This window comes from Pseudomonas sp. G1002, assembly GCF_013385455.1.
GTDB lineage: Bacteria > Pseudomonadota > Gammaproteobacteria > Pseudomonadales > Pseudomonadaceae > Aquipseudomonas.
Genome location: NZ_JACAPY010000015.1, coordinates 23121 through 42182, shown reverse-complemented (window position 1 = coordinate 42182; position 19062 = coordinate 23121). Strand labels below are relative to the sequence as shown.

At 57.8% G+C, this 19062-nt stretch carries 12 protein-coding genes, 4 tRNA genes and 1 pseudogene; 6 read left to right on the top strand and 11 right to left on the bottom strand.

The annotated features are described in order from the left end of the window. The first annotated feature begins 160 nt into the window (after window positions 1-160). The 3 genes from HX801_RS05950 to HX801_RS05940 all read left to right on the top strand — a co-directional run bounded on the left by HX801_RS05950 (window position 161) and on the right by HX801_RS05940 (window position 4301). On the top strand, window positions 161-1732 hold the full coding sequence (locus tag HX801_RS05950) for an aldehyde dehydrogenase (NADP(+)) (protein ID WP_177021775.1): 1572 nt from the start codon (window positions 161-163) through the stop codon (window positions 1730-1732). 3 nt (window positions 1733-1735) lie between these two features. Next, window positions 1736-2995, top strand: a complete 1260-nt coding sequence (locus tag HX801_RS05945) for an FAD-binding oxidoreductase (protein ID WP_177021774.1) — start codon at window positions 1736-1738, stop codon at window positions 2993-2995. 214 nt (window positions 2996-3209) lie between these two features. Then, entirely contained in the window at window positions 3210-4301 is a 1092-nt protein-coding gene (locus tag HX801_RS05940; RefSeq protein WP_256344219.1) for a carboxylesterase, read from the top strand. Between the two features lie 23 nt (window positions 4302-4324). On the opposite strand, the gene gltS is transcribed toward HX801_RS05940, so the two are convergent. Then, window positions 4325-5536: a sodium/glutamate symporter gene (gltS, locus tag HX801_RS05935; protein ID WP_177021772.1), complete on the bottom strand. Its 1212-nt coding sequence runs from the start codon at window positions 5534-5536 to the stop codon at window positions 4325-4327. A 441-nt stretch (window positions 5537-5977) separates the two neighbouring features. After that, window positions 5978-7018, bottom strand: a complete 1041-nt coding sequence (locus HX801_RS05930) for a hypothetical protein (protein WP_177021771.1) — start codon at window positions 7016-7018, stop codon at window positions 5978-5980. An 825-nt stretch (window positions 7019-7843) separates the two neighbouring features. Here HX801_RS05930 and HX801_RS05925 point away from each other — a divergent pair. Both HX801_RS05925 and HX801_RS05920 read left to right on the top strand, forming a co-directional pair. Further along, window positions 7844-9172, top strand: coding sequence for an O-antigen ligase (locus HX801_RS05925; protein ID WP_177021770.1), 1329 nt, complete (start codon window positions 7844-7846; stop codon window positions 9170-9172). A 391-nt stretch (window positions 9173-9563) separates the two neighbouring features. After that, entirely contained in the window at window positions 9564-10679 is a 1116-nt protein-coding gene (locus HX801_RS05920; protein ID WP_177021769.1) for an acyltransferase, read from the top strand. 42 nt (window positions 10680-10721) lie between these two features. Here HX801_RS05920 and HX801_RS05915 read toward each other — a convergent pair whose 3' ends face one another. The 3 genes and pseudogenes from HX801_RS05915 to HX801_RS05905 form a co-directional block, all read right to left on the bottom strand. Next, entirely contained in the window at window positions 10722-11759 is a 1038-nt protein-coding gene (locus tag HX801_RS05915) for a hypothetical protein (RefSeq protein ID WP_177021768.1), read from the bottom strand. A 287-nt stretch (window positions 11760-12046) separates the two neighbouring features. Next, window positions 12047-13168 (bottom strand): annotated as a pseudogene (locus HX801_RS31960) (IS3 family transposase); the annotation flags it as partial. Between the two features lie 120 nt (window positions 13169-13288). Continuing rightward, window positions 13289-13365: transfer RNA gene (locus HX801_RS05905), tRNA-Val, on the bottom strand. Between the two features lie 183 nt (window positions 13366-13548). Here HX801_RS05905 and HX801_RS05900 point away from each other — a divergent pair. After that, window positions 13549-14832: an FAD-binding oxidoreductase gene (locus HX801_RS05900; protein ID WP_003212689.1), complete on the top strand. Its 1284-nt coding sequence runs from the start codon at window positions 13549-13551 to the stop codon at window positions 14830-14832. 166 nt (window positions 14833-14998) lie between these two features. On the opposite strand, the gene HX801_RS05895 is transcribed toward HX801_RS05900, so the two are convergent. The 6 genes from HX801_RS05895 to purF all read right to left on the bottom strand — a co-directional run bounded on the left by HX801_RS05895 (window position 14999) and on the right by purF (window position 19055). Further along, window positions 14999-15075, bottom strand: a tRNA-Asp gene (locus HX801_RS05895). A gap of 105 nt (window positions 15076-15180) precedes the next feature. Further along, window positions 15181-15257: transfer RNA gene (locus HX801_RS05890), tRNA-Asp, on the bottom strand. A gap of 55 nt (window positions 15258-15312) precedes the next feature. After that, a tRNA-Val gene (locus tag HX801_RS05885) sits at window positions 15313-15388 on the bottom strand. 107 nt (window positions 15389-15495) lie between these two features. Further along, window positions 15496-16260, bottom strand: coding sequence for an SDR family oxidoreductase (locus HX801_RS05880; RefSeq protein ID WP_003212687.1), 765 nt, complete (start codon window positions 16258-16260; stop codon window positions 15496-15498). Window positions 16261-16271: 11 nt separating this feature from the next. Then, entirely contained in the window at window positions 16272-17483 is a 1212-nt protein-coding gene (locus tag HX801_RS05875) for an O-succinylhomoserine sulfhydrylase (RefSeq protein ID WP_008438742.1), read from the bottom strand. A gap of 66 nt (window positions 17484-17549) precedes the next feature. Beyond that, on the bottom strand, window positions 17550-19055 hold the full coding sequence (purF, locus tag HX801_RS05870; protein ID WP_003212683.1) for an amidophosphoribosyltransferase: 1506 nt from the start codon (window positions 19053-19055) through the stop codon (window positions 17550-17552). Window positions 19056-19062 lie beyond the last annotated feature (7 nt).

Here is a 19062-nt window from a genome sequence, read left to right as displayed (position 1 = left end):
AATCAAATGTGGGAGCTGTCGAGCTCCGGCGAGGCTGCGATGGGATCACTGCGGTGTACCTGCCAGACCGCAGCGCCTGCATCGCAGCCTCGCTGGGGCTCGACAGCTCCCACAGTGGATTCTCTTCGCCAAGCCAATCTTTACTTTCCAGGACTACGCCATGACTCTGACGGGCACCATGCTGATTGGTCAGCACTCCATTCCAGGCAGCCGCGAGGCCATCCGGGCGATCAATCCTGCCACCAACCTTGCGCTGGAACCCGCCTACGCCGGCGGCACCGCCGAACATGTCGAACACGCCTGTGCGTTGGCCTGGAGCGCCTTCGATAACTATCGCGAAACGCCGTTGGCGGCTCGCGCCGAATTCCTTGAAACCATCGCCAACGAAATCGAAGCCCTGGGCGATGAACTGATTGAACGGGCGATGGCCGAGACCGGCCTGCCCCGCCCACGCATCCAGGGCGAACGCGGGCGCACCTGCCAGCAATTGCGCACCTTTGCCCGCACCGTGCGCGCGGGTGAATGGCTGGATGTGCGGGTGGATACTGCACAACCGGAACGCCAGCCGCTGCCTCGCTCGGACCTGCGTCAACGCCACGTACCGCTGGGGCCGGTGGCCGTGTTCGGCGCGAGCAATTTTCCGCTGGCATTCTCGGTGGCGGGCGGTGATACCGCGTCGGCACTGGCGGCCGGTTGCCCGGTGATCGTGAAGGCACACGGCGCGCATCCTGGCACCAGCGAACTGGTGGGCCGCGCGGTGGCCCGGGCCGTTCAGCAATGTGGCCTGCCTGAGGGTGTGTTTTCGCTGTTGTATGGCTCGGGCCGCGAGGTCGGTATCGCGCTGGTCTGCGATCCGCGCATCAAGGCCGTGGGTTTCACCGGCTCGCGCAGCGGCGGTATTGCCTTGTGCCAGGCGGCCCAGGCGCGCCCCGAGCCGATCCCGATGTATGCAGAGATGAGCTCGATCAATCCGGTCTACCTGTTTCCCGCTGCGTTGAGCGCACGCGGTGAAGCATTGGCACAAGGTTTTGTCGCGTCCCTGACCCAGGGTGCCGGCCAGTTCTGCACCAACCCCGGGCTGGTGATTGCCGTTGCAGGGCAAGCGCTGGACCACTTCGTCGGCACGGCTGCCAACCTGCTTCAACACAGCACTGCCCAGACCATGCTGACACCGGGGATCTTCAAGGCTTACGAAGACGGCGTCAGCGCCCTGACCCGGCATGCTCAGCTCGCAGGTACCGGTCTGCCGGCAGAAGGGCCGAACCAGGGACAGGCCCATTTGTTCGTGACCCAGGCCCGGGACTTTCTCGCCAATCACAGCCTGCAAGCCGAGATATTCGGCGCCACGTCATTGATCGTGCAATGTGCCAACGTCGATGAGGTCCGCCAGGTCAGCGAACACCTGGAGGGCCAACTGACCGCAACCCTGCATCTGGATGACGACGACCTGGCAACTGCCCGCGCGCTGCTGCCGACCCTGGAACGCAAGGCCGGCCGCCTGCTGGTCAACGGCTGGCCGACCGGCGTTGAAGTGTGTGATGCGATGGTGCACGGCGGACCATTCCCGGCCACCTCGGACTCACGCACCACCTCGGTGGGCACCGCCGCGATCCTGCGATTCCTGCGGCCGGTGTGCTACCAGGATTTCCCGGATAGCTTGCTGCCGACGGCCCTGCAACACGGCAACCCATTGCTGCTGCGGCGCTTGCTCGACGGTCAGAGGGAAGCCTAGAACATGTCCGATAACGTCATGCCAGACGTCGCCGTAGTGGGCGCCGGCATCATCGGCGTCGCCTGCGCGCTGCAACTGGCGCGCCAGGGCCGGCGGGTGGTCATCATCGATCAGCAGGAACCCGGCCACGGCGCCTCGTTCGGCAATGCCGGCCACCTGGCGACCGAGCAAGTGTTCCCCATCGCGGATGCGTCGATCCTGACGCGTTTGCCCGCCATGCTCATGGACCCGATGGGCCCGCTGCGCCTGGACTGGAAATACCTGCCGCGTGCACTGCCGTGGTTTACCCGGCTGCTGCTGAACCTGCGCCCGGCGCCCTTCCAGCGCACCGTCGCCGGGATCCGCGCGCTCAATGAAGGCAGCCTGGGCGCCTGGCACCGGCTGCTGGGCAGCATCGAGCGCCCGCACCTGATGCGCGAAGACGGCTCGTTGCTGGTCTTCGAGCGCGCCGAGTCGCGACAGGCCATTGATGCATTGCAGGCACGCATGAGTCAGCAGGAAGTGCCGGTGGACCACTGGCACGCCAGCGGGGTGCAGGACGCGGCGCCACAACTCAGCAAAGGGATTCAGGGCGGGTTGTTCTTTCCTCGCACCGGGCATTTTCTCGATCCCTATGGGGTGGTTTGCGAGCTGATGGAAGCGGCCAAGGCCAGCGGGGTGCAATTTCTCAAGCGCCAGGTCGTGGGCGGGAAGCTGGACGAGCACGGTGTTTCATTGCGGACCGACCAAGGCACCGTGGCCGCGCGCCAGGTGTTGATCGCATGCGGTGCGCACTCAGCCAGCCTGACCGGCGCACTGACTGGCAAAAAGGTCCCGCTGGATACAGAGCGCGGCTATCACCTGATGTTGCCCCATGAGCATGGACGGTTGCCGTTTGCGGTCACGTCATTGGAGCGCAAGTTCATCATGACGCCCATGGACGGCGGATTGCGGCTGGCAGGTACCGTGGAGTTCGCCGGCCTTGATCGCCCACCGAACATGGAACGCGCGTGGCAGTTGCATCGACTGAGCCAGGGGCTGTTTCGTCGTGACTTGAGTGCCGAGGACGCGACGCCGTGGATGGGGTTTCGCCCTTCCCTGCCGGACTCGCTGCCGATTATCGACAAGGTGTGCGAGGGCAAGGTGCTGCTTGCCTTTGGGCATCAGCATCTGGGCCTGACGCAGGCTGCGGTGACGGCGGAGTTGATTGCACGGCTGGCATCGCCTGCGGCCGCGTCCAACGAGCTGCCGGCACTTGGGCCCTACCGGCTGGATCGTTTCTGAGATCATCGGAAACGTCTTGCTACTGTTTCGCACTTTCGGCGATACAAGGCAGGTCATTATCGTGCATGACCTTACGGTTACGCTCCGTTGAGAACCTGCCTTGAACAACCACACCTGTATGCAGCACCGTCCATCGATGCGCAGAACGCTCCGAAGCGTTGCTTGCGGCATGCTCGCCCTATTGCTCTGCACGACAGCCCTCGCAGAACCGGGCATGCCGCTTGGCCAGAAATCATTCGAAGCGTATCGCGCCGCTACCTTGCAATGGCTGCGGGACCATCGTGATTTCCAGGGCACCGACAAGGATGCCGAACTCAACTGGAACGCCCCGCAGGAATGGCGCCCGGCGGGTGCCCCCAAGCGCGGGATCATTCTCGTGCATGGCCTGGGCGACTCACCCTGGTCTTTCCACGATATCGGCAGCGCACTGGCCGCCCGCGGCTTCCTGGTCAGGACCGTGCTGCTGCCCGGCCACGGCACGCAACCGGCCGACATGCTGCAGGTGCGCATGGAAGACTGGCGCCGGGTGGTCGACGAACAGGCTGCGATCCTTCGCGCAGAGGTGGGAGAAATCTACCTCGGCGGCTTTTCCACCGGCGCCAACCTGGTACTCGACTACGCCTACAAACACGACGACGTCGCGGGGCTGCTGCTGTTCTCTCCCGCGTTCCAGTCCAGCATGACCTACGACTGGCTGACACCCCTGATCAGTTGGGCGCGCCCCTGGCTGCTGGCGCCAGACGCCAGCCGGCCACAACAGAGCCTGGTGCGCTACATGACAGTGCCCACCAACGGTTTTGCCCAGTTCTACCGCAGCAGCCGGCTAGCCCGCCAGGACCTGGAGCGGCGCCCCTATGACAAGCCGGTATTCATTGCCGTCGCAGCCCACGACTCAGTACTCGATACGCACTACGTGCTGGAGACCTTCCAGCAACGCTTCAGCAACCCCCATAGCCGCCTCGCCTGGTACGGCACATTGCCAGAGAGCGCCTGGGATACCCGCCGTGTAAAAGCGCGTACCGACTACCTGCCGGAGTTGCGGATCAGCCAGTTCTCCCACATGGGGTTGCTGTTCTCACCCGACAACGCTCTGTATGGCGAACAGGGCAGCCTGCGGTTTTGCTGGAACGGCCAGACGGACGACGCAACCCGCGCCTGCGAACAGGGGGCCGACGTGTGGTATTCGGACTGGGGCTACCGTGAGCCGGGCAAGATGCACGCGCGGTTGACGTTCAATCCGTATTTCACCTGGCAGCTTGGGGTGATTGACGAGGTCCTGGGCAGGCAGGACCTGGCGAGTCATTAAACGGCAAATCCGGTAAACCGCGTTTATCCCGCGACGCCCAGGATCGGCAGCGCCAGGTACAACTTGATCACGATCGCATTGGTGATATCGATGAAAAAGGCGCCCACCATCGGCACCACCAGAAATGCAATCTGCGATGGCCCGAAACGCTGGGTCACCGCCTGCATGTTCGCAATGGCAGTTGGCGTGGCACCGAGCCCGAAACCGCAGTGCCCCGCCGCCAGGACCGCCGCGTCATAGTTGCTCCCCATCACCCGGAACGTCACGAAAATCGCAAACAGCGCCATCATCAACGCCTGCGCAGCCAGCAGGATGAAAATCGGCAGGGCCAGCGCGGCGAGGTCCCAGAGCTTGAGCGACATCAATGCAATCGCCAGGAACAACGACAGGCTGACATTCCCTAGCACCGAGACTTCGCGCTCGAATACCTGGTGCCAGCCCAGCGCCGACAGGCCATTACGCAACACCACACCGACAAACAAGACACACACAAACGTCGGCAGCTCAAAGGCCGTGCCCTGGATAAAACCGCTGAGGAACGTGCCCACTTGCAGGCTGATGGCGAGCAGCGCCAGGGTCTCGATAAACGAGAAGGAGGTGATCATGCGCTCTTGATTCGGCTGCTCGAATCCTTTTGGCCCTCGCGGTTGTACCGGCGCCAGGGCGGGCGTCTGGACGCGCTTGATCAGCAGGCGAGCGACCGGGCCGCCAATCAGGCCGCCGAGCACCAGGCCAAAGGTCGCGGAAGCAATGGCCAGTTCGGACGCCGACGCCACGCCATACTTCTCGCTGAACACCGCGCCCCAGGCCGCGCCGGTCCCGTGCCCACCCGACAGCGTAATGGAGCCCGCCAACAACCCCATCAACGGATCGAGCCCCAGCGCCTTGGCCAGCGCAATCCCCATCGCGTTCTGGACCACCAGGAGCGCCGTCACCACCAGCAGGAAAATCCCCAGCACCCGCCCGCCTTTCTTCAGACTGGCGAAATCCGCATTCAAACCAATGGTGGCAAAGAAAGCCAACATCAGTGGCGTCTGCAGCGACGAATCAAACCGGACCTCAATGCCAGCGAGCATACGCAGGACCAGAAGCAGCACCGCCACCACTAAACCACCGGCCACCGGCTCCGGAATATTGTAAGTGCGCAGGAAACCGACTCGAGCGACCAGCCCGCGCCCGAGTAAAAGCACCAGGGAGGCGGCGACCAGCGTTGAATAGAAGTCGAGTTGAAGCATGGGGCAGCTCTCTGTAGTTATTTATGACGAATCGGGGCAGGCCTATCGATCCTTCGGAACAACACAGGAAGAGTAGTAGTACGACGCCATCTTTAACCTCGGAAAAGTCCTAACGTTGCCGAACGGAATCCCCAGGACGTTCAGGCAAAAGACTTGCGAAGCGCAATCTGAAGGGGCACGACGAGAAAATCGAGTGCATGACAAGGGCTGCAGAACTGCGTCTGGACGGGCGCTTTACAGGTTCCGCGGCATCCTGCCGACTCAGCGCCCATTCGAATCTGCCCTACCTGGCCGTGCTTCTGTGTTGGCCAATGATTACCAAGGGACAATTGCGGCCGCTCTGTTGCTGGGCGTCGCAACGGCGCTGGCCGCGAACCTATACCCTGGGAATAAATATTCCCAATAAAAAAGCCCGCTCAATGCGGGCCTTTTTTTCCATGATTATCCGGAAAAAGGTATGGGTTCAACCATATAGCAATCAACGCAGTCTGAAGTGATGACGTTATCCAGGATCAGAGGGGATTCGGTCGCAGGTCGAAGGAACCCGGTACGAATAGACGCTGTATAGACCCCAACGTTTACTGTATTGAGGCGAGCCCTTGCGTTAATCGACACACAATCAATGCTGTAATTCATCCCCATCCCCAAGCCGCAATTTTCACCACCTGAATTAATCACGCGGGTAGAGTCCTGCCCCTCGATGACGACACCCCAGGCGGTCTGTTCAGGATCGACACCTGGCTCTGTAGCCGTGCAATAACTATCAAGAATGGTGTTGTACTCACCACCGTTGTCCAGCAGCAGCATGCAGCGCCCAGTCCAGTCGACCGACGTGATGTTCTCGATCACACAGTGTTGTGCGTAGTGCAGATGCAGCCCTACCGCAGCGTCCCCGGTGAACTCAAGGTTGCGGATGTACACGTTTTTAATCGGGTCACATAAAGCCACGATTGCGCCCTGAGGATGATCACGTTTGATTACGCGATTAACAATCAATGAGTTAGCCAGCACATAAATAACCTGGCGAACCTCCAGCGGGCCGTCGAGTGGCATCGGGTAGTTTGCAAAATCGGTTGAAGCATCCGAGATGACGATCCAGGAACCGTTTGTGTACGGAGTGGTATCAGCCACGGAGATTTCGGTCGTATTGACGTAGGCCGGCGCGGTCAGATAACTGCCCGGGCGAACATTACCCTGGTAGTCGATGGCGGCATAACTCGGATCTGTTGGGTCCAGCGGGTTACGACCGATCCCTGAAACGTCGATAGTGACCTTATCGATCCCTGGTGCTGGCTCGATGATCTGCCCACTGTAGGGCCAATTGTCATCACGGTTTAGCAGGACTGTTGTCCCGATCGGGCAGTCAGTGCCATTGATTTGAATCCAGCGGTATCCGGCCTTCATCACCGACTGGAGTTGAGGGCCGTTATCCGCAGAGGGATCCGGCGTAAAAACATAAGGGGTATCGCTGTAAATTGACATATGACTTCTCCTGATTTCCCATGGCCATTTTTTGGCGAAACAACTGTACATATATACAGCTAAAAATCCTACAAAAGCAGTATTCTCTAGCTCACTTTATTGCCCACCGACACCGCCATACGCATCACACGCGCCGGACGCGTGATCACTCCGTTGTCGCGTTCAGTGAGGCTGATCGGAGACGGGAAAAGAAGATGCCGAAGCACGCTCGAAAGAAGCACAACGGGATAAATCGACAAGCCAGGGAGGGACGCCGAATTGTCATTTTGAGGAGGTAGGTTGCAAAGGCTTCGCACATCGCAACAAAAAAGGGCCCACCTTTCGGTGAGCCCTTCCAGACCGCCCAGGAGAGCGGATTTTGTTTGGTCGGCGCCATTGGACTCGAGCCAGCGACCCCCACCATTTGAAGGTGATCCCGAGAAATATGTAACCGATTGATCCACAGGGGAAAATTCTCCCTTTTGAAGGCTACGAATTTGCCGTTTCACCCTATAAGAATCAATAACTTAGGGTTGTATATTCCTACAGTAGTCATCCACTCCCAGTGTCCTGCCAACCGAACAACTCGAAATACTCTCGCTACGCCGAAACACGTCTACAATTTCAGCAATTCGAACGGATCTTCGATTACCGCAATACAAAGGAACCATCATGCCACTTATCAATTTTCGATCACGTTTCGCGCTTTCGGCAAGCTTGCCATGACAAGTTAACTATTCTGGCGCGCAGATGGGCGGCATGACGCTGCCTCAAAAGGCGCTCAAGACAATAAAGAATGCATGAAGTGTGCCTTTTTAAGTTTTGTTACTACAGGGATAGTCGAACATGCTTTTGTTTTTATCAGCTGTTTTACTGTGCATTCCACTAAGAATATTCGTGCCTGCTCTTGGCGTTGAAATTGCCCCATCTGACTTGCTATGCCTACTTATCCTCCCTTACATACTAATCATTCACCACAAGATAAATAAGTGGCTGCTACTCAGCATAATTTTCTCTTTCATCTCACTAATATACATACAATTATTTATCCAGCCGGGAAACATCGCCAGATCTATTTTCTCCATAGCGTTTTTCTTCAAGCCATACCTGGTCTATTTGCTGGGTAGAAATATTGGAGAGTCAAGCATTCACCCTGACAGGTTCAACAAGACATTAATCTATCTACTCACGGCAACCGCGCTTGCAGCAACGGTTGACGCGATTTTCATGAAGGGCCACGTTACTATATTTACTGAATTTGAGCGTATCCCAGGCGAAGTCATTTACGGTGCCGTCTTCGACCCTACATTTTTCGGTATGAAATTTCATGGTAGCAATGGAATAAATGGAATAGCTGTATTTTTTTCGACGGCATTCATGATTTGTCTAGCGCTAGGCGTAATCATGAAACCCAAAAAAAGCATACGGATTATTTCCTACACTGGAATGTTGTGCAGCTTGATACTCGTCCTAGGCAGTGGATCTAGACAAGCTGCATTTGGTTTAATCGTTAGTTGCGCATGTTGCTTCTTCGCGGGAAAAATGACAGTCGGCAGGATATTTAGAGCTGCTCTATACATCACGCTTGCCATCGTTACATCTGCAACCATAATAGCGATTTTTTCAGACTACTTTATTGAGTTATTCGCCAAAATACTTTTGATGACAGACAATATCTACTCTGGAAATTGGGATGGGGTTTCATCAGGAAGATTAGGCCTGTACATGATAATTATTGATGACTTAATAAGCAGCCCGATATTCGGTACTGGCTTTGGTGGCTATGGGCTTTTTAACTCTGAGCTTGGCTACTTCGATAATGATGTGAGCACCTCAGGTTATACGCCGCACAATCAATATTTAGGTGCCATTTGGAAAATGGGAGGTCTTGCTGGATTGTTCTATCTGATATTTCTGTGGAGCATCGTAAAACCTTTCTTCAAAACCCCTCAAAAAGATGAATTTCAAAAGAGATTTTACATTGCAATGATGGCAATGGTCATACCATTCTTTACTGTATTCAATGTATTTCAAGATGGTCTGTCTTCCCCATCTACAGGCCCTATATTTCTGCTGATACTGGGTTTCTACTGGCGACGCGCATTCAACTTAAGCTCAAAAAATAATTCAACAATGCCTGCCCAACCTCACGCTGCATTCCATCCGGTCAATTAAATAAAAAGCATAAGCCGCACTAGGCATAAGTATCGTTTTTTTAGCGCCTCGCGAGAGGAAATGATCGCCAGTCCTAGGGAAGCCTTCGGGTTGGGGGCAAGAGAAAGCCATTCAGGGAATATTTCTTGAGCGAAGAAGGCAGAGAGCGCTCTGAAGAGACCGCAGATCGAACTCGGCGAATTGAAGCGGGCGTCCACGGAGCCCGGCATTCTCAGCATGAAGCTTGCTGCCGACCAACGCGACTACCTGCTCAGGGAGAACCAGCAACTGCTGACGGAGCTAAAGAAATTCACAACATAGGCAGAATGACACCAGCTTTTGGCTTTACGAGTGCAATCTGTATAGAATTCGCCACAAAATCGAAACATGTCAGAAATAAAAAGGAAAAATCATGCAACGGATCGCTTTTGCGAACGCCTTACGCGGTATCGCAGCCATCTGTGTGGTCATTGCCCACTACATCCTGATGTTCAACTATCTCCGCGGTGAATTCGGCGGCCTTCCGGCACTTGCGGAGAACCCGTTTCCAGGCATGATGATCAGCGTCTTCAACCCGCTCGACAATTTGAACATGGGTGCGTTCGGTGTTGCTTTGTTCTTCCTGATCAGTGGCCTGGTGATTCCAATCTCAGTCGCCAGCCTGCAAGGCAAGCAGCTCGCAAAAACGAAGTTTGTCATAGGTCGGTTGTTCAGGATCTGGCCTACCTACATTGTCGGGCTGCTGATCACGCTTGGTGCGCTGGAGGCTGCTGCGGGCTACATGGGTTACACAACCTCATACACTGCACCACAAGTACTGATGCAGATGTCGTTGTTCCGTGACTGGTTCGGCAGCTCGACACCGTTGGACGGGGTTGTATGGACGCTTGAAGTGGAAATCAAGTTTTACCTGGTGGTACTTCTGTGTTGGTCGATGATTGGCAGGGGCAAGCTCTTTCCTCTATTCGCCCTGGGTATCGCAACCATCCTGGCCGCGAACCTCTATCCGGGGAATATCTACCAAACGGGACCGCTTGCCGCCTTTGTTTACCCGATCAAATACATCTTCTTCATGCTGATCGGCGTGGCGTTTAATTATCACTTCCGAGGCCTGCTGAGTCTTGAACGGCTGTTTGCCATTTCCGCAGGAATGCTTTGCGTTTTCGGTTACAGCTGTATCACAGAGGGGTGGCAGATCGAGGTTATCGTTTCCTACTGTGCCGCCTTTGCACTGTTCACATCCTTCTACCTACTGGCCCAGGACTGGAGTGGCGGCCCGGTGTTCGACTTCCTGGCGAATATCAGCTACCCCCTGTATGCATGCCATGGTGCCTTTGGCATCGTAGGAATGCGCATCATGATCGACCAAGGTATCAGCGAAATTCCGGCATTGATTATTCAAACAGCTATAACGATCCTGTTATCTTGGTTGATACACAAGGCCATCGAAAACCCGACACATCTCCTTGGCAAGAAGATCGCGAGGTCACTCGACGATCCTAAAAACCTGCAGCACGTTCCGCTGTAACATGAAAAAGCCCGCAAAAAGCGGGCTTTTTAATGCCTGTTTTTAGGAAAACGGCTGTGGATTAACGATGTAACAATCGACGCTATCATCACTGATGTATGTGTTCAGGGCGAGCGGGCTGCCTACTTTTGGCCTCAAGAATCCGCTACGGATAGATGCAAACGTTACAGCGGCGTTCACCGTATTCAGCCTGGCCCGGGTGTTTACGAACACGGTGTCAATGCTATAGGTCATCGCCGCACCGTTGCCGCACCGCTCGCCGCCAGAGTTAACTATTTTGGTCGAGTCCTGCCCCTCCACCACCACACCCCAGGCATTTTGCTCAGGGCCTACGCCTGCTTCGGTACCGGTACAGTAGCTATTCAGGATCAGGTTGTTCTCACCGCCGTTGTCGAGCAACAGCATGCATCGACCTCTCCAATCCACCGACGTAATGTTTTCAAGTACGCACTGCTGCGCGTAGTGCATATGCAGGCCGACGGTGGCGTTACCGGTGAACTCAAGGTTGCGGATGTATACGTTTTGGATCGGCGTGCACTTGGCGACAATGGCGCCCAGCGGGTGTTCACGCTTGATCACGCGGTTGATGATCAACGATCCAGCCAGAACAAAGATGACCTGGCGGACTTCCATAGGGCCATCGAGTGGCAGCGGCATATTGGGGAAATCAGTCGACGCGTCAGAAATAACGATCCAGTCGCCGTTGGTGTACTTCGATGAGTCACCGACAAAAATCTGGGTGGTATTCACATGCGCGATGGCGGTCAGGTAGCTGGCCGGAAGCACGTTGCCCTGATAGTCGATAGCCGCATAGCTAGGGTTAGACGGCTGATCCGGGTGTCTGCCCACGCCTGTGCAGTCGATTGTCACCTTGTCGATGCCAGGTGCTGGCTCAATGATCTGCCCGCTATACGGCCATTTGTCGTCACGATTCAGAAGAACGGTGGTGCCGATTGGGCATTCGGTACCGTTGATTTGGAGCCAACGGTAACCGGCTTTCAACAGCGCTTGGATCCGTGGCCCATTATCATTCTCAGGGTCCGGGGTGAAGACGTAAGGGGTATCTCTGTAAATCGGCATGAACTCTCTCTAAATTCTTTTATTGGCGCCAAATCGGCACCGACTAACTGTACATCCATACAGTTATTTTATAAAGGTCTTGCGCAAGCAATTGATAATATTGTTTTTTATCTTGCCTTCTGTGAGAAAGAATCTCTGTCCTGTCAAGACCTACCGTTTATACATTTGATCGCAATCAACGAGCAATCGCTCCGGCGTACGCCTGCCAAGCCGCAGCGCGGTCACGGCGTTCCCCCATTCGTCGGTGATGGCGATAATTCGTTGAGCATGCGCTGAGTAACGTTTGGCTCTACGGACTGCATGAAATCCTGTGGTCGCTCAGGCAGAAGCGCCGCCCTCAAGATCCCGTTGACCCGCTCTGCCAAAGCATTTTGGTAGCAGTCAGTCATAGCCGCCCGTCATGGAACACCGGATGCCGTGTTTCGCGTGCTGTTCCTGGTACATTCCCAAGCGATACTGGCCGGCTCTGTCCGAGTGATGAACCAGTGGCTGCGCGGTTTGAGCCTGATTCACGGCTCGACGTAACCTGCACTACCGACTCGGTGTGCAGACTTTCATGGACCTGGTAACCACGACCTTTCGCGAAAAAGCATCCGTCACAAGTCTCAGATAGGCCACACCTTCCTGAACGGGCAGCTAGGTGATGTCAGCTACCCGGATTTTTTCCGGACCGATTTGAACAACCTGATCAGGACCCGGTTTAAGTAGGTGCGGATGGCGCAGAAAGCGATGATGACTGTCGGTCGTCTTGTGCTACGCCCGCTGGCGGACCACGCCTTCGGTGCAGGATCGAAAACAGCCGATCTCGCCCCACTTGCAGTTCAAGTTGAGGCTGGCAACGCAGCAAGTGGTGCAGCTTTCGGGTACCCAAACGCGGCCGACGCTGACTTTTTTGTTGAACGAAGTCGGCAACTTTCTGATCCAGAACCAGACGAGTTGCATCGGTGCGATTGCGTTTGCAGTAAGCCTGTCGGCTTATCTCCAAGCACTGGCAAGCCCTGCTGATGCTCAGGTTCTGGATTGGTTTATGCGCGAGGAATTGCCGGGACGCTTTTTTACGACAGAGAGACCGTAGGCGTTTTTCAAGACATCCACGACCGCCTCGAAAAACTGCGCTTTCTGATTGGAAAACGCCAACTGTTCTTCAAGCATCTTTGATGCGTTGCCATGGCGTTAGTGGTCGGTTTCTGTCGGGCACAGACCCCATCCCGGCGAGCCAATCTATGTGCCGGGGCTACACTCTTGCCGACCACGCTTGCGTAACCGCGTCAGAACGGTAGTTTTGCCTTGAATCCGGTAGCGCTCTTGAGCCTATTTACAGCCCAGCTCGCCGTTTCGACTTGGTCGACGACCGACAATTTAAAGGTCAGCGTGTAGTCTCGATGACTACGCCTTTTTCCTGCCTCCATTACGCCCTCCTGGAAATAGATCAGAAGGTGTAGACCTCATTCAGGACGAAACACAGGCAACAAAAAAGGGCTCACCTTTCGGTGAGCCCTTCTAGACCGCCCAGCAGAGCGGATTTTGTTTGGTAGGCGCGATTGGACTCGAACCAACGACCCCCACCATGTCAAGGTGGTGCTCTAACCAACTGAGCTACGTGCCTGCTGTGAGGCGGCATTCTACGGAATTCCCGAGGGGTGTCAACACCTTTTTTGCAGCTAAGCCTATGAATATGCGAATTTTTTATTTGTGGCCAGCACAACGGTATTTTCCGGCGGCTGGCAGCGGATTTTCAACTCAGGTAGGATCGGCGCACTCGTAAAAAATATAAAACAGAGGTTCCAGGATGGCGAACACCCCCTACCCCCAGTCGTATTACGCCGCGTCTGCGAATGCGGTACCTCCTCGCCCAGAGCTGCAAGGTGAAGTCGAAACCGATGTGTGCGTGATTGGCGCCGGTTATACCGGCCTGTCCAGTGCGCTGTTCCTGCTGGAAAACGGCTTTCGCGTGACAGTGCTGGAAGCTGCCAAGGTAGGCTTTGGCGCGTCGGGCCGCAATGGTGGGCAGATCGTCAACAGCTACAGCCGTGATATCGATGTGATCGAGCGCAGTGTCGGCCCCCAGCAGGCGAAATTACTCGGCGACATGGCATTTGAAGGCGGCAGGATCATTCGGGAGCGGGTGGCCAAGTATCAGATCCAGTGCGATCTGAAGGACGGCGGTGTGTTCGCGGCACTGAACAGCAAGCACATGGGCCACCTGGAGTCGCAGAAGCGCCTGTGGGAGCGCTACGGCCACACCCAGCTGGAGTTGCTGGACGAGCGGCGCATTCGCGAGGTGGTCGCCTGTGACAACTATGTGGGCGGCCTGCTCGACATGAGCGGCGGGCACATTCACCCGCTGAACCTGGCGCTGGGCGAGGCGGCAGCCGTGGAGTCCCTGGGCGGCACCATTTATGAGCAGTCGGCGGCGACTCGCATCGAGCGCGGCGCCAATCCGGTGGTGCATACGGCGCACGGCAAGGTCAGGGCCAAGTTCATTATTGTCGCGGGCAACGCCTATCTGGGGAACCTGGTTCCGGAACTGGCGGCCAAGTCGATGCCGTGTGGTACGCAGGTGATTACCACCGCACCACTGGGCGATGAACTGGCGAAGACGCTGCTGCCACAGGATTACTGCGTCGAGGACTGCAATTACCTGCTGGACTACTACCGCCTGACGAGCGACAAGCGCCTGATCTTCGGCGGTGGCGTGGTGTACGGCGCGCGTGACCCGGCGAATATCGAGGCGATCATCCGGCCGAAGATGCTCAAGGCCTTCCCGCAACTCAAGGACGTGAAGATCGACTACGCCTGGACCGGCAATTTCCTGCTGACCTTGTCGCGCCTGCCGCAGGTCGGTCGCCTGGGGGATAACATCTACTACTCCCAGGGCTGTAGCGGCCATGGCGTGACGTATACCCACTTGGCGGGCAAGGTACTGGCGGAAGCGCTGAGAGGCCAGGCAGAACGTTTTGATGCGTTTGCCGGCCTGCCGCACTACCCCTTCCCCGGCGGACAACTGTTGCGCACGCCGTTTGCGGCGCTGGGGGCCTGGTATTACGGGTTGCGGGACAAGCTGGGATTCTGACCCCGGACCACGGGGCTGGCTTGCCGGCCCCTGTACTTGCCGCGCCGGCACCAAATCGCAGACACAAAAAACCCCGGTCTTTCGACCAGGGTCTTTGCTATCGATCCAACCAAGCCAGCGGCTTGCTTTGGCGTCTCAGGGCGTTCAGTGGGCCCTGGAACAGATATGGCGCAGCGGACGGGACTCGAACCCGCGACCCCCGGCGTGACAGGCCGGTATTCTAACCGACTGAACTACCGCTGCGTATCGCTCAGACTGCTGAAGTGTCACCTTCAACCGCCTTCAAACATCTGACTGACCAGCCTTGGCTGTTCAATCTCAAATCTGAAACATCAGACCTGGAAAATATGGCGCAGCGGACGGGACTCGAACCCGCGACCCCCGGCGTGACAGGCCGGTATTCTAACCGACTGAACTACCGCTGCGCGTCGGTGCAACCTTTAACGTTGCGTCTTGCCCTAGGGCAAAACTCTCAAGAAGTGGTGGGTGATGACGGGATCGAACCGCCGACCCTCTGCTTGTAAGGCAGATGCTCTCCCAGCTGAGCTAATCACCCTTTGCTTCGTTGAGGCCGCGAAATTTACGCAGGTAGCGGACCTAAGTCAATAGCCTGCTTGAAGTTTTTCTGAAAAAGACAAAATGGCTTCAGGACCGCGACCCGCCCTACTCGGTGTAAATCATCTTCTTGCTCATGCCGCCGTCGACGACGAACTCTTGCCCGGTGACAAACCCGGCATTGCGCGACAGCAACCACGCCACCATCGCCGCTACGTCTTCCACAGTGCCTACCCTGCCCGCCGGGTGCTGGGCGTGATCCGCATCCGTCAGCGGCTCGGCACGGCGTGCAGCCGGGTCACGGGCATCGATCCAGCCCGGGCTGACGGCATTGACCCGTACTTCCGGCCCGAGGCTGATAGCCAACGCGTGGGTCAGGGCCAGCAAACCGCCCTTGCTCGCCGCATAGGCTTCGGTGTCCGGTTCCGACTGGCGTGCCCGGGTCGACGCCAGGTTGACGATGGCGCCGCCGTGGGCCCGCAGGTAGGGCGCACAGTGCTTGGCCAGCAACATGGGACCACTGAGATTCACCGCCAATACACGATTCCAGTAAGCCAGGTCGAGACTTTCCAGGGTGATGTTGCGCGGGTCGGCCACGGCGGCATTGCACACCAGCGCATCCAGGCGCCCGAACTGGCCAAGCACCTCGGCCACGCCCTGGGCAACCTGCCGCTCATCGGCCACGTCCATGGTAATAAACCAGGCGTTGTCGCCGAGCACCTTGGACACCTTGGAACCGCGCTCACGGTCCAGGTCCGTCAATACCACCTGCCAGCCTTCGCTGATCAACCAGGCGGCAATCCCCAGGCCGATGCCCCGCGCCGCGCCGGTCACCAGCGCGACCCGCCCGTTACTGGCGCTCGCCGCCTCCATGGACCACTCGATCACAGGGCAGCCAACCCACGGGCCAGGTCGGCCTGCAGGTCAGCGACGTCTTCCAGGCCCACCGCAATGCGGATCAGGCTGTCACGAATCCCGGCAGCTTCACGCTCCTGCGGCGCCAGGCGGCCGTGGGAGGTGGTGCTCGGGTGAGTGATAGTGGTCTTGCTGTCACCCAGGTTGGCGGTGATGGAGATCAGGCGAGTCGCATCGATAAAGCGCCAGGCGCCCTCTTTGCCGCCCTTGACCTCGAAACTCACCACGGCGCCGAAACCACGCTGCTGGCGCTGGGCCAACTCGTGTTGCGGGTGGCTCTTGAGGCCGGCGTAGTGGACTTTCTCGATGCCGTCCTGCTGCTCCAGCCACTCGGCCAGGGCCTGGGCGTTGGCACAATGGGCCTTCATCCGCAGGCTCAAGGTCTCCAGGCCTTTAAGGAAGATCCAGGCGTTGAACGGGCTCAGGGTCGGGCCGGCGGTGCGCAAGAAACCCACCACTTCCTTCATCTGCTCGCTGCGGCCGGCAACCACGCCACCCATGCAACGGCCCTGGCCGTCGATGAACTTGGTGGCCGAGTGCACAACGATGTCTGCGCCCAGCTTCAGCGGCTGCTGCAATGCAGGGGTGCAGAAGCAGTTGTCGACGATCAGCATCGCGCCCTTGGCGTGGGCCACTTCGGACAATGCGGCAATGTCCACCAGCTCGGCCAACGGATTGGACGGCGACTCGACGAACAGCAATTTGGTGTTGGCCTTGATGGCCGCGTCCCAGCCGGACAGGTCCGCCAGCGGCACGTAGTCGACTTCAATACCAAAACGCTTGAAGTACTTTTCGAACAGGCTGATGGTCGAACCAAACACGCTGCGCGATACCAGGACGTGGTCGCCGGCGCTGCACAGGCTCATGACTACCGCGAGAATCGCAGCCATGCCCGTGGCAGTGGCGACAGCTTGCTCGGCGCCTTCCAGCGCGGCGATACGCTCTTCGAACGCGCGCACGGTCGGGTTGGTGTAACGCGAATAAACGTTGCCTGGCACTTCACCGGCAAAACGCGCAGCGGCGTCGGCCGCAGTACGGAACACATAGCTGGAGGTAAAAAACATCGGGTCACCGTGCTCACCTTCCGGGGTGCGGTGCTGGCCGGCGCGCACAGCCAGGGTATCGAAAGCTACGCCATCGAGGTCGCTGTCCAAGCGACCGGCATCCCATTCCTGACTCATGCTCTACTCCTCAACTCGAATGCTTTATCAAAGATACAAAACCGGCCCCTCAGGGCCGGTGTCTACTCAGTTGTTGTACAGGTCGATGATCGCGCTGACCGCCTGGGTCTTGATCTTCGAGGAATCGTTACGGGCCTGCTCGATCTTGTTCAGGTAGGCCTCGTCGACATCGCCGGTGACGTACTTGCCGTCGAACACCGCGCAATCGAACTCCTCGATCTTGATCTTGCCACCACCGACGGCTTCGATCAGGTCCGGCAGGTCCTGGTAGATCAGCCAGTCGGCGCCGATCAGGTCCGCAACGTCCTGGGTCGAACGATTGTGGGCGATCAGTTCGTGGGCGCTCGGCATGTCGATGCCGTACACGTTCGGGTAACGCACGGCAGGCGCGGCGGAACAGAAGTAAACGTTCTTCGCACCGGCTTCGCGGGCCATCTGGATGATCTGCTTGCAGGTGGTGCCGCGTACGATGGAGTCATCCACCAGCATCACGTTCTTGCCGCGGAACTCCAGCTCGATCGCGTTGAGCTTCTGGCGCACCGACTTCTTGCGCGCAGCCTGGCCAGGCATGATGAAGGTACGGCCGATGTAACGGTTCTTGACGAAGCCTTCGCGGAATTTCACGCCCAGGTGGTTCGCCAACTCCAGCGCAGCGGTGCGGCTGGTGTCCGGGATCGGGATCACCACGTCGATGTCGTGATCCGGGCGCTCGCGCAGGATCTTGTCCGCCAGCTTCTCGCCCATGCGCAGGCGCGCCTTGTACACCGAAACACCGTCGATGATCGAATCCGGACGCGCCAGGTAGACGTGTTCGAAGATGCACGGGGTGAGTTTCGGGTTCAGTGCGCACTGACGGGTGTGCAGCTTGCCGTCTTCAGTGATGTAGACCGCTTCGCCCGGCGCCAGGTCGCGAATCAGGGTAAAGCCCAGCACGTCCAGGGACACGCTTTCGGAAGCGATCATGTACTCGACGCCTTCGTCGGTATGACGCTGGCCGAACACGATCGGGCGGATGCCGTGGGGGTCGCGGAAACCGACGATACCGTAGCCGGTCACCATCGCCACTACCGCATAGCCACCGACGCAGCGGTTGTGCACGTCAGTCACGGCAGCGAACACGTCTTCTTCGGTCGGCTGCAGCTTGCCGCGCTGGGCCAGCTCGTGGGCGAACACGTTCAGCAGTACTTCGGAGTCCGAGTTGGTGTTGACGTGGCGCAGGTCAGATTCGTAAATCTCCTTGGCCAGTTGTTCAACGTTGGTCAGGTTGCCGTTGTGCGCCAGGGTGATGCCATAGGGCGAGTTGACGTAGAACGGCTGGGCTTCGGCCGAGGTCGAGCTGCCCGCTGTCGGGTAGCGCACGTGGCCAATGCCCATGTGCCCGACCAGGCGCTGCATGTGGCGCTGATGGAACACGTCACGCACCAGACCATTGTCCTTGCGCAGGAATAACCGGCCGTCGTGGCTGGTCACAATACCGGCAGCATCCTGGCCGCGGTGCTGGAGGACGGTTAGCGCGTCATACAGCGCCTGATTCACGTTCGACTTACCGACGATACCGACGATGCCACACATGCGACGC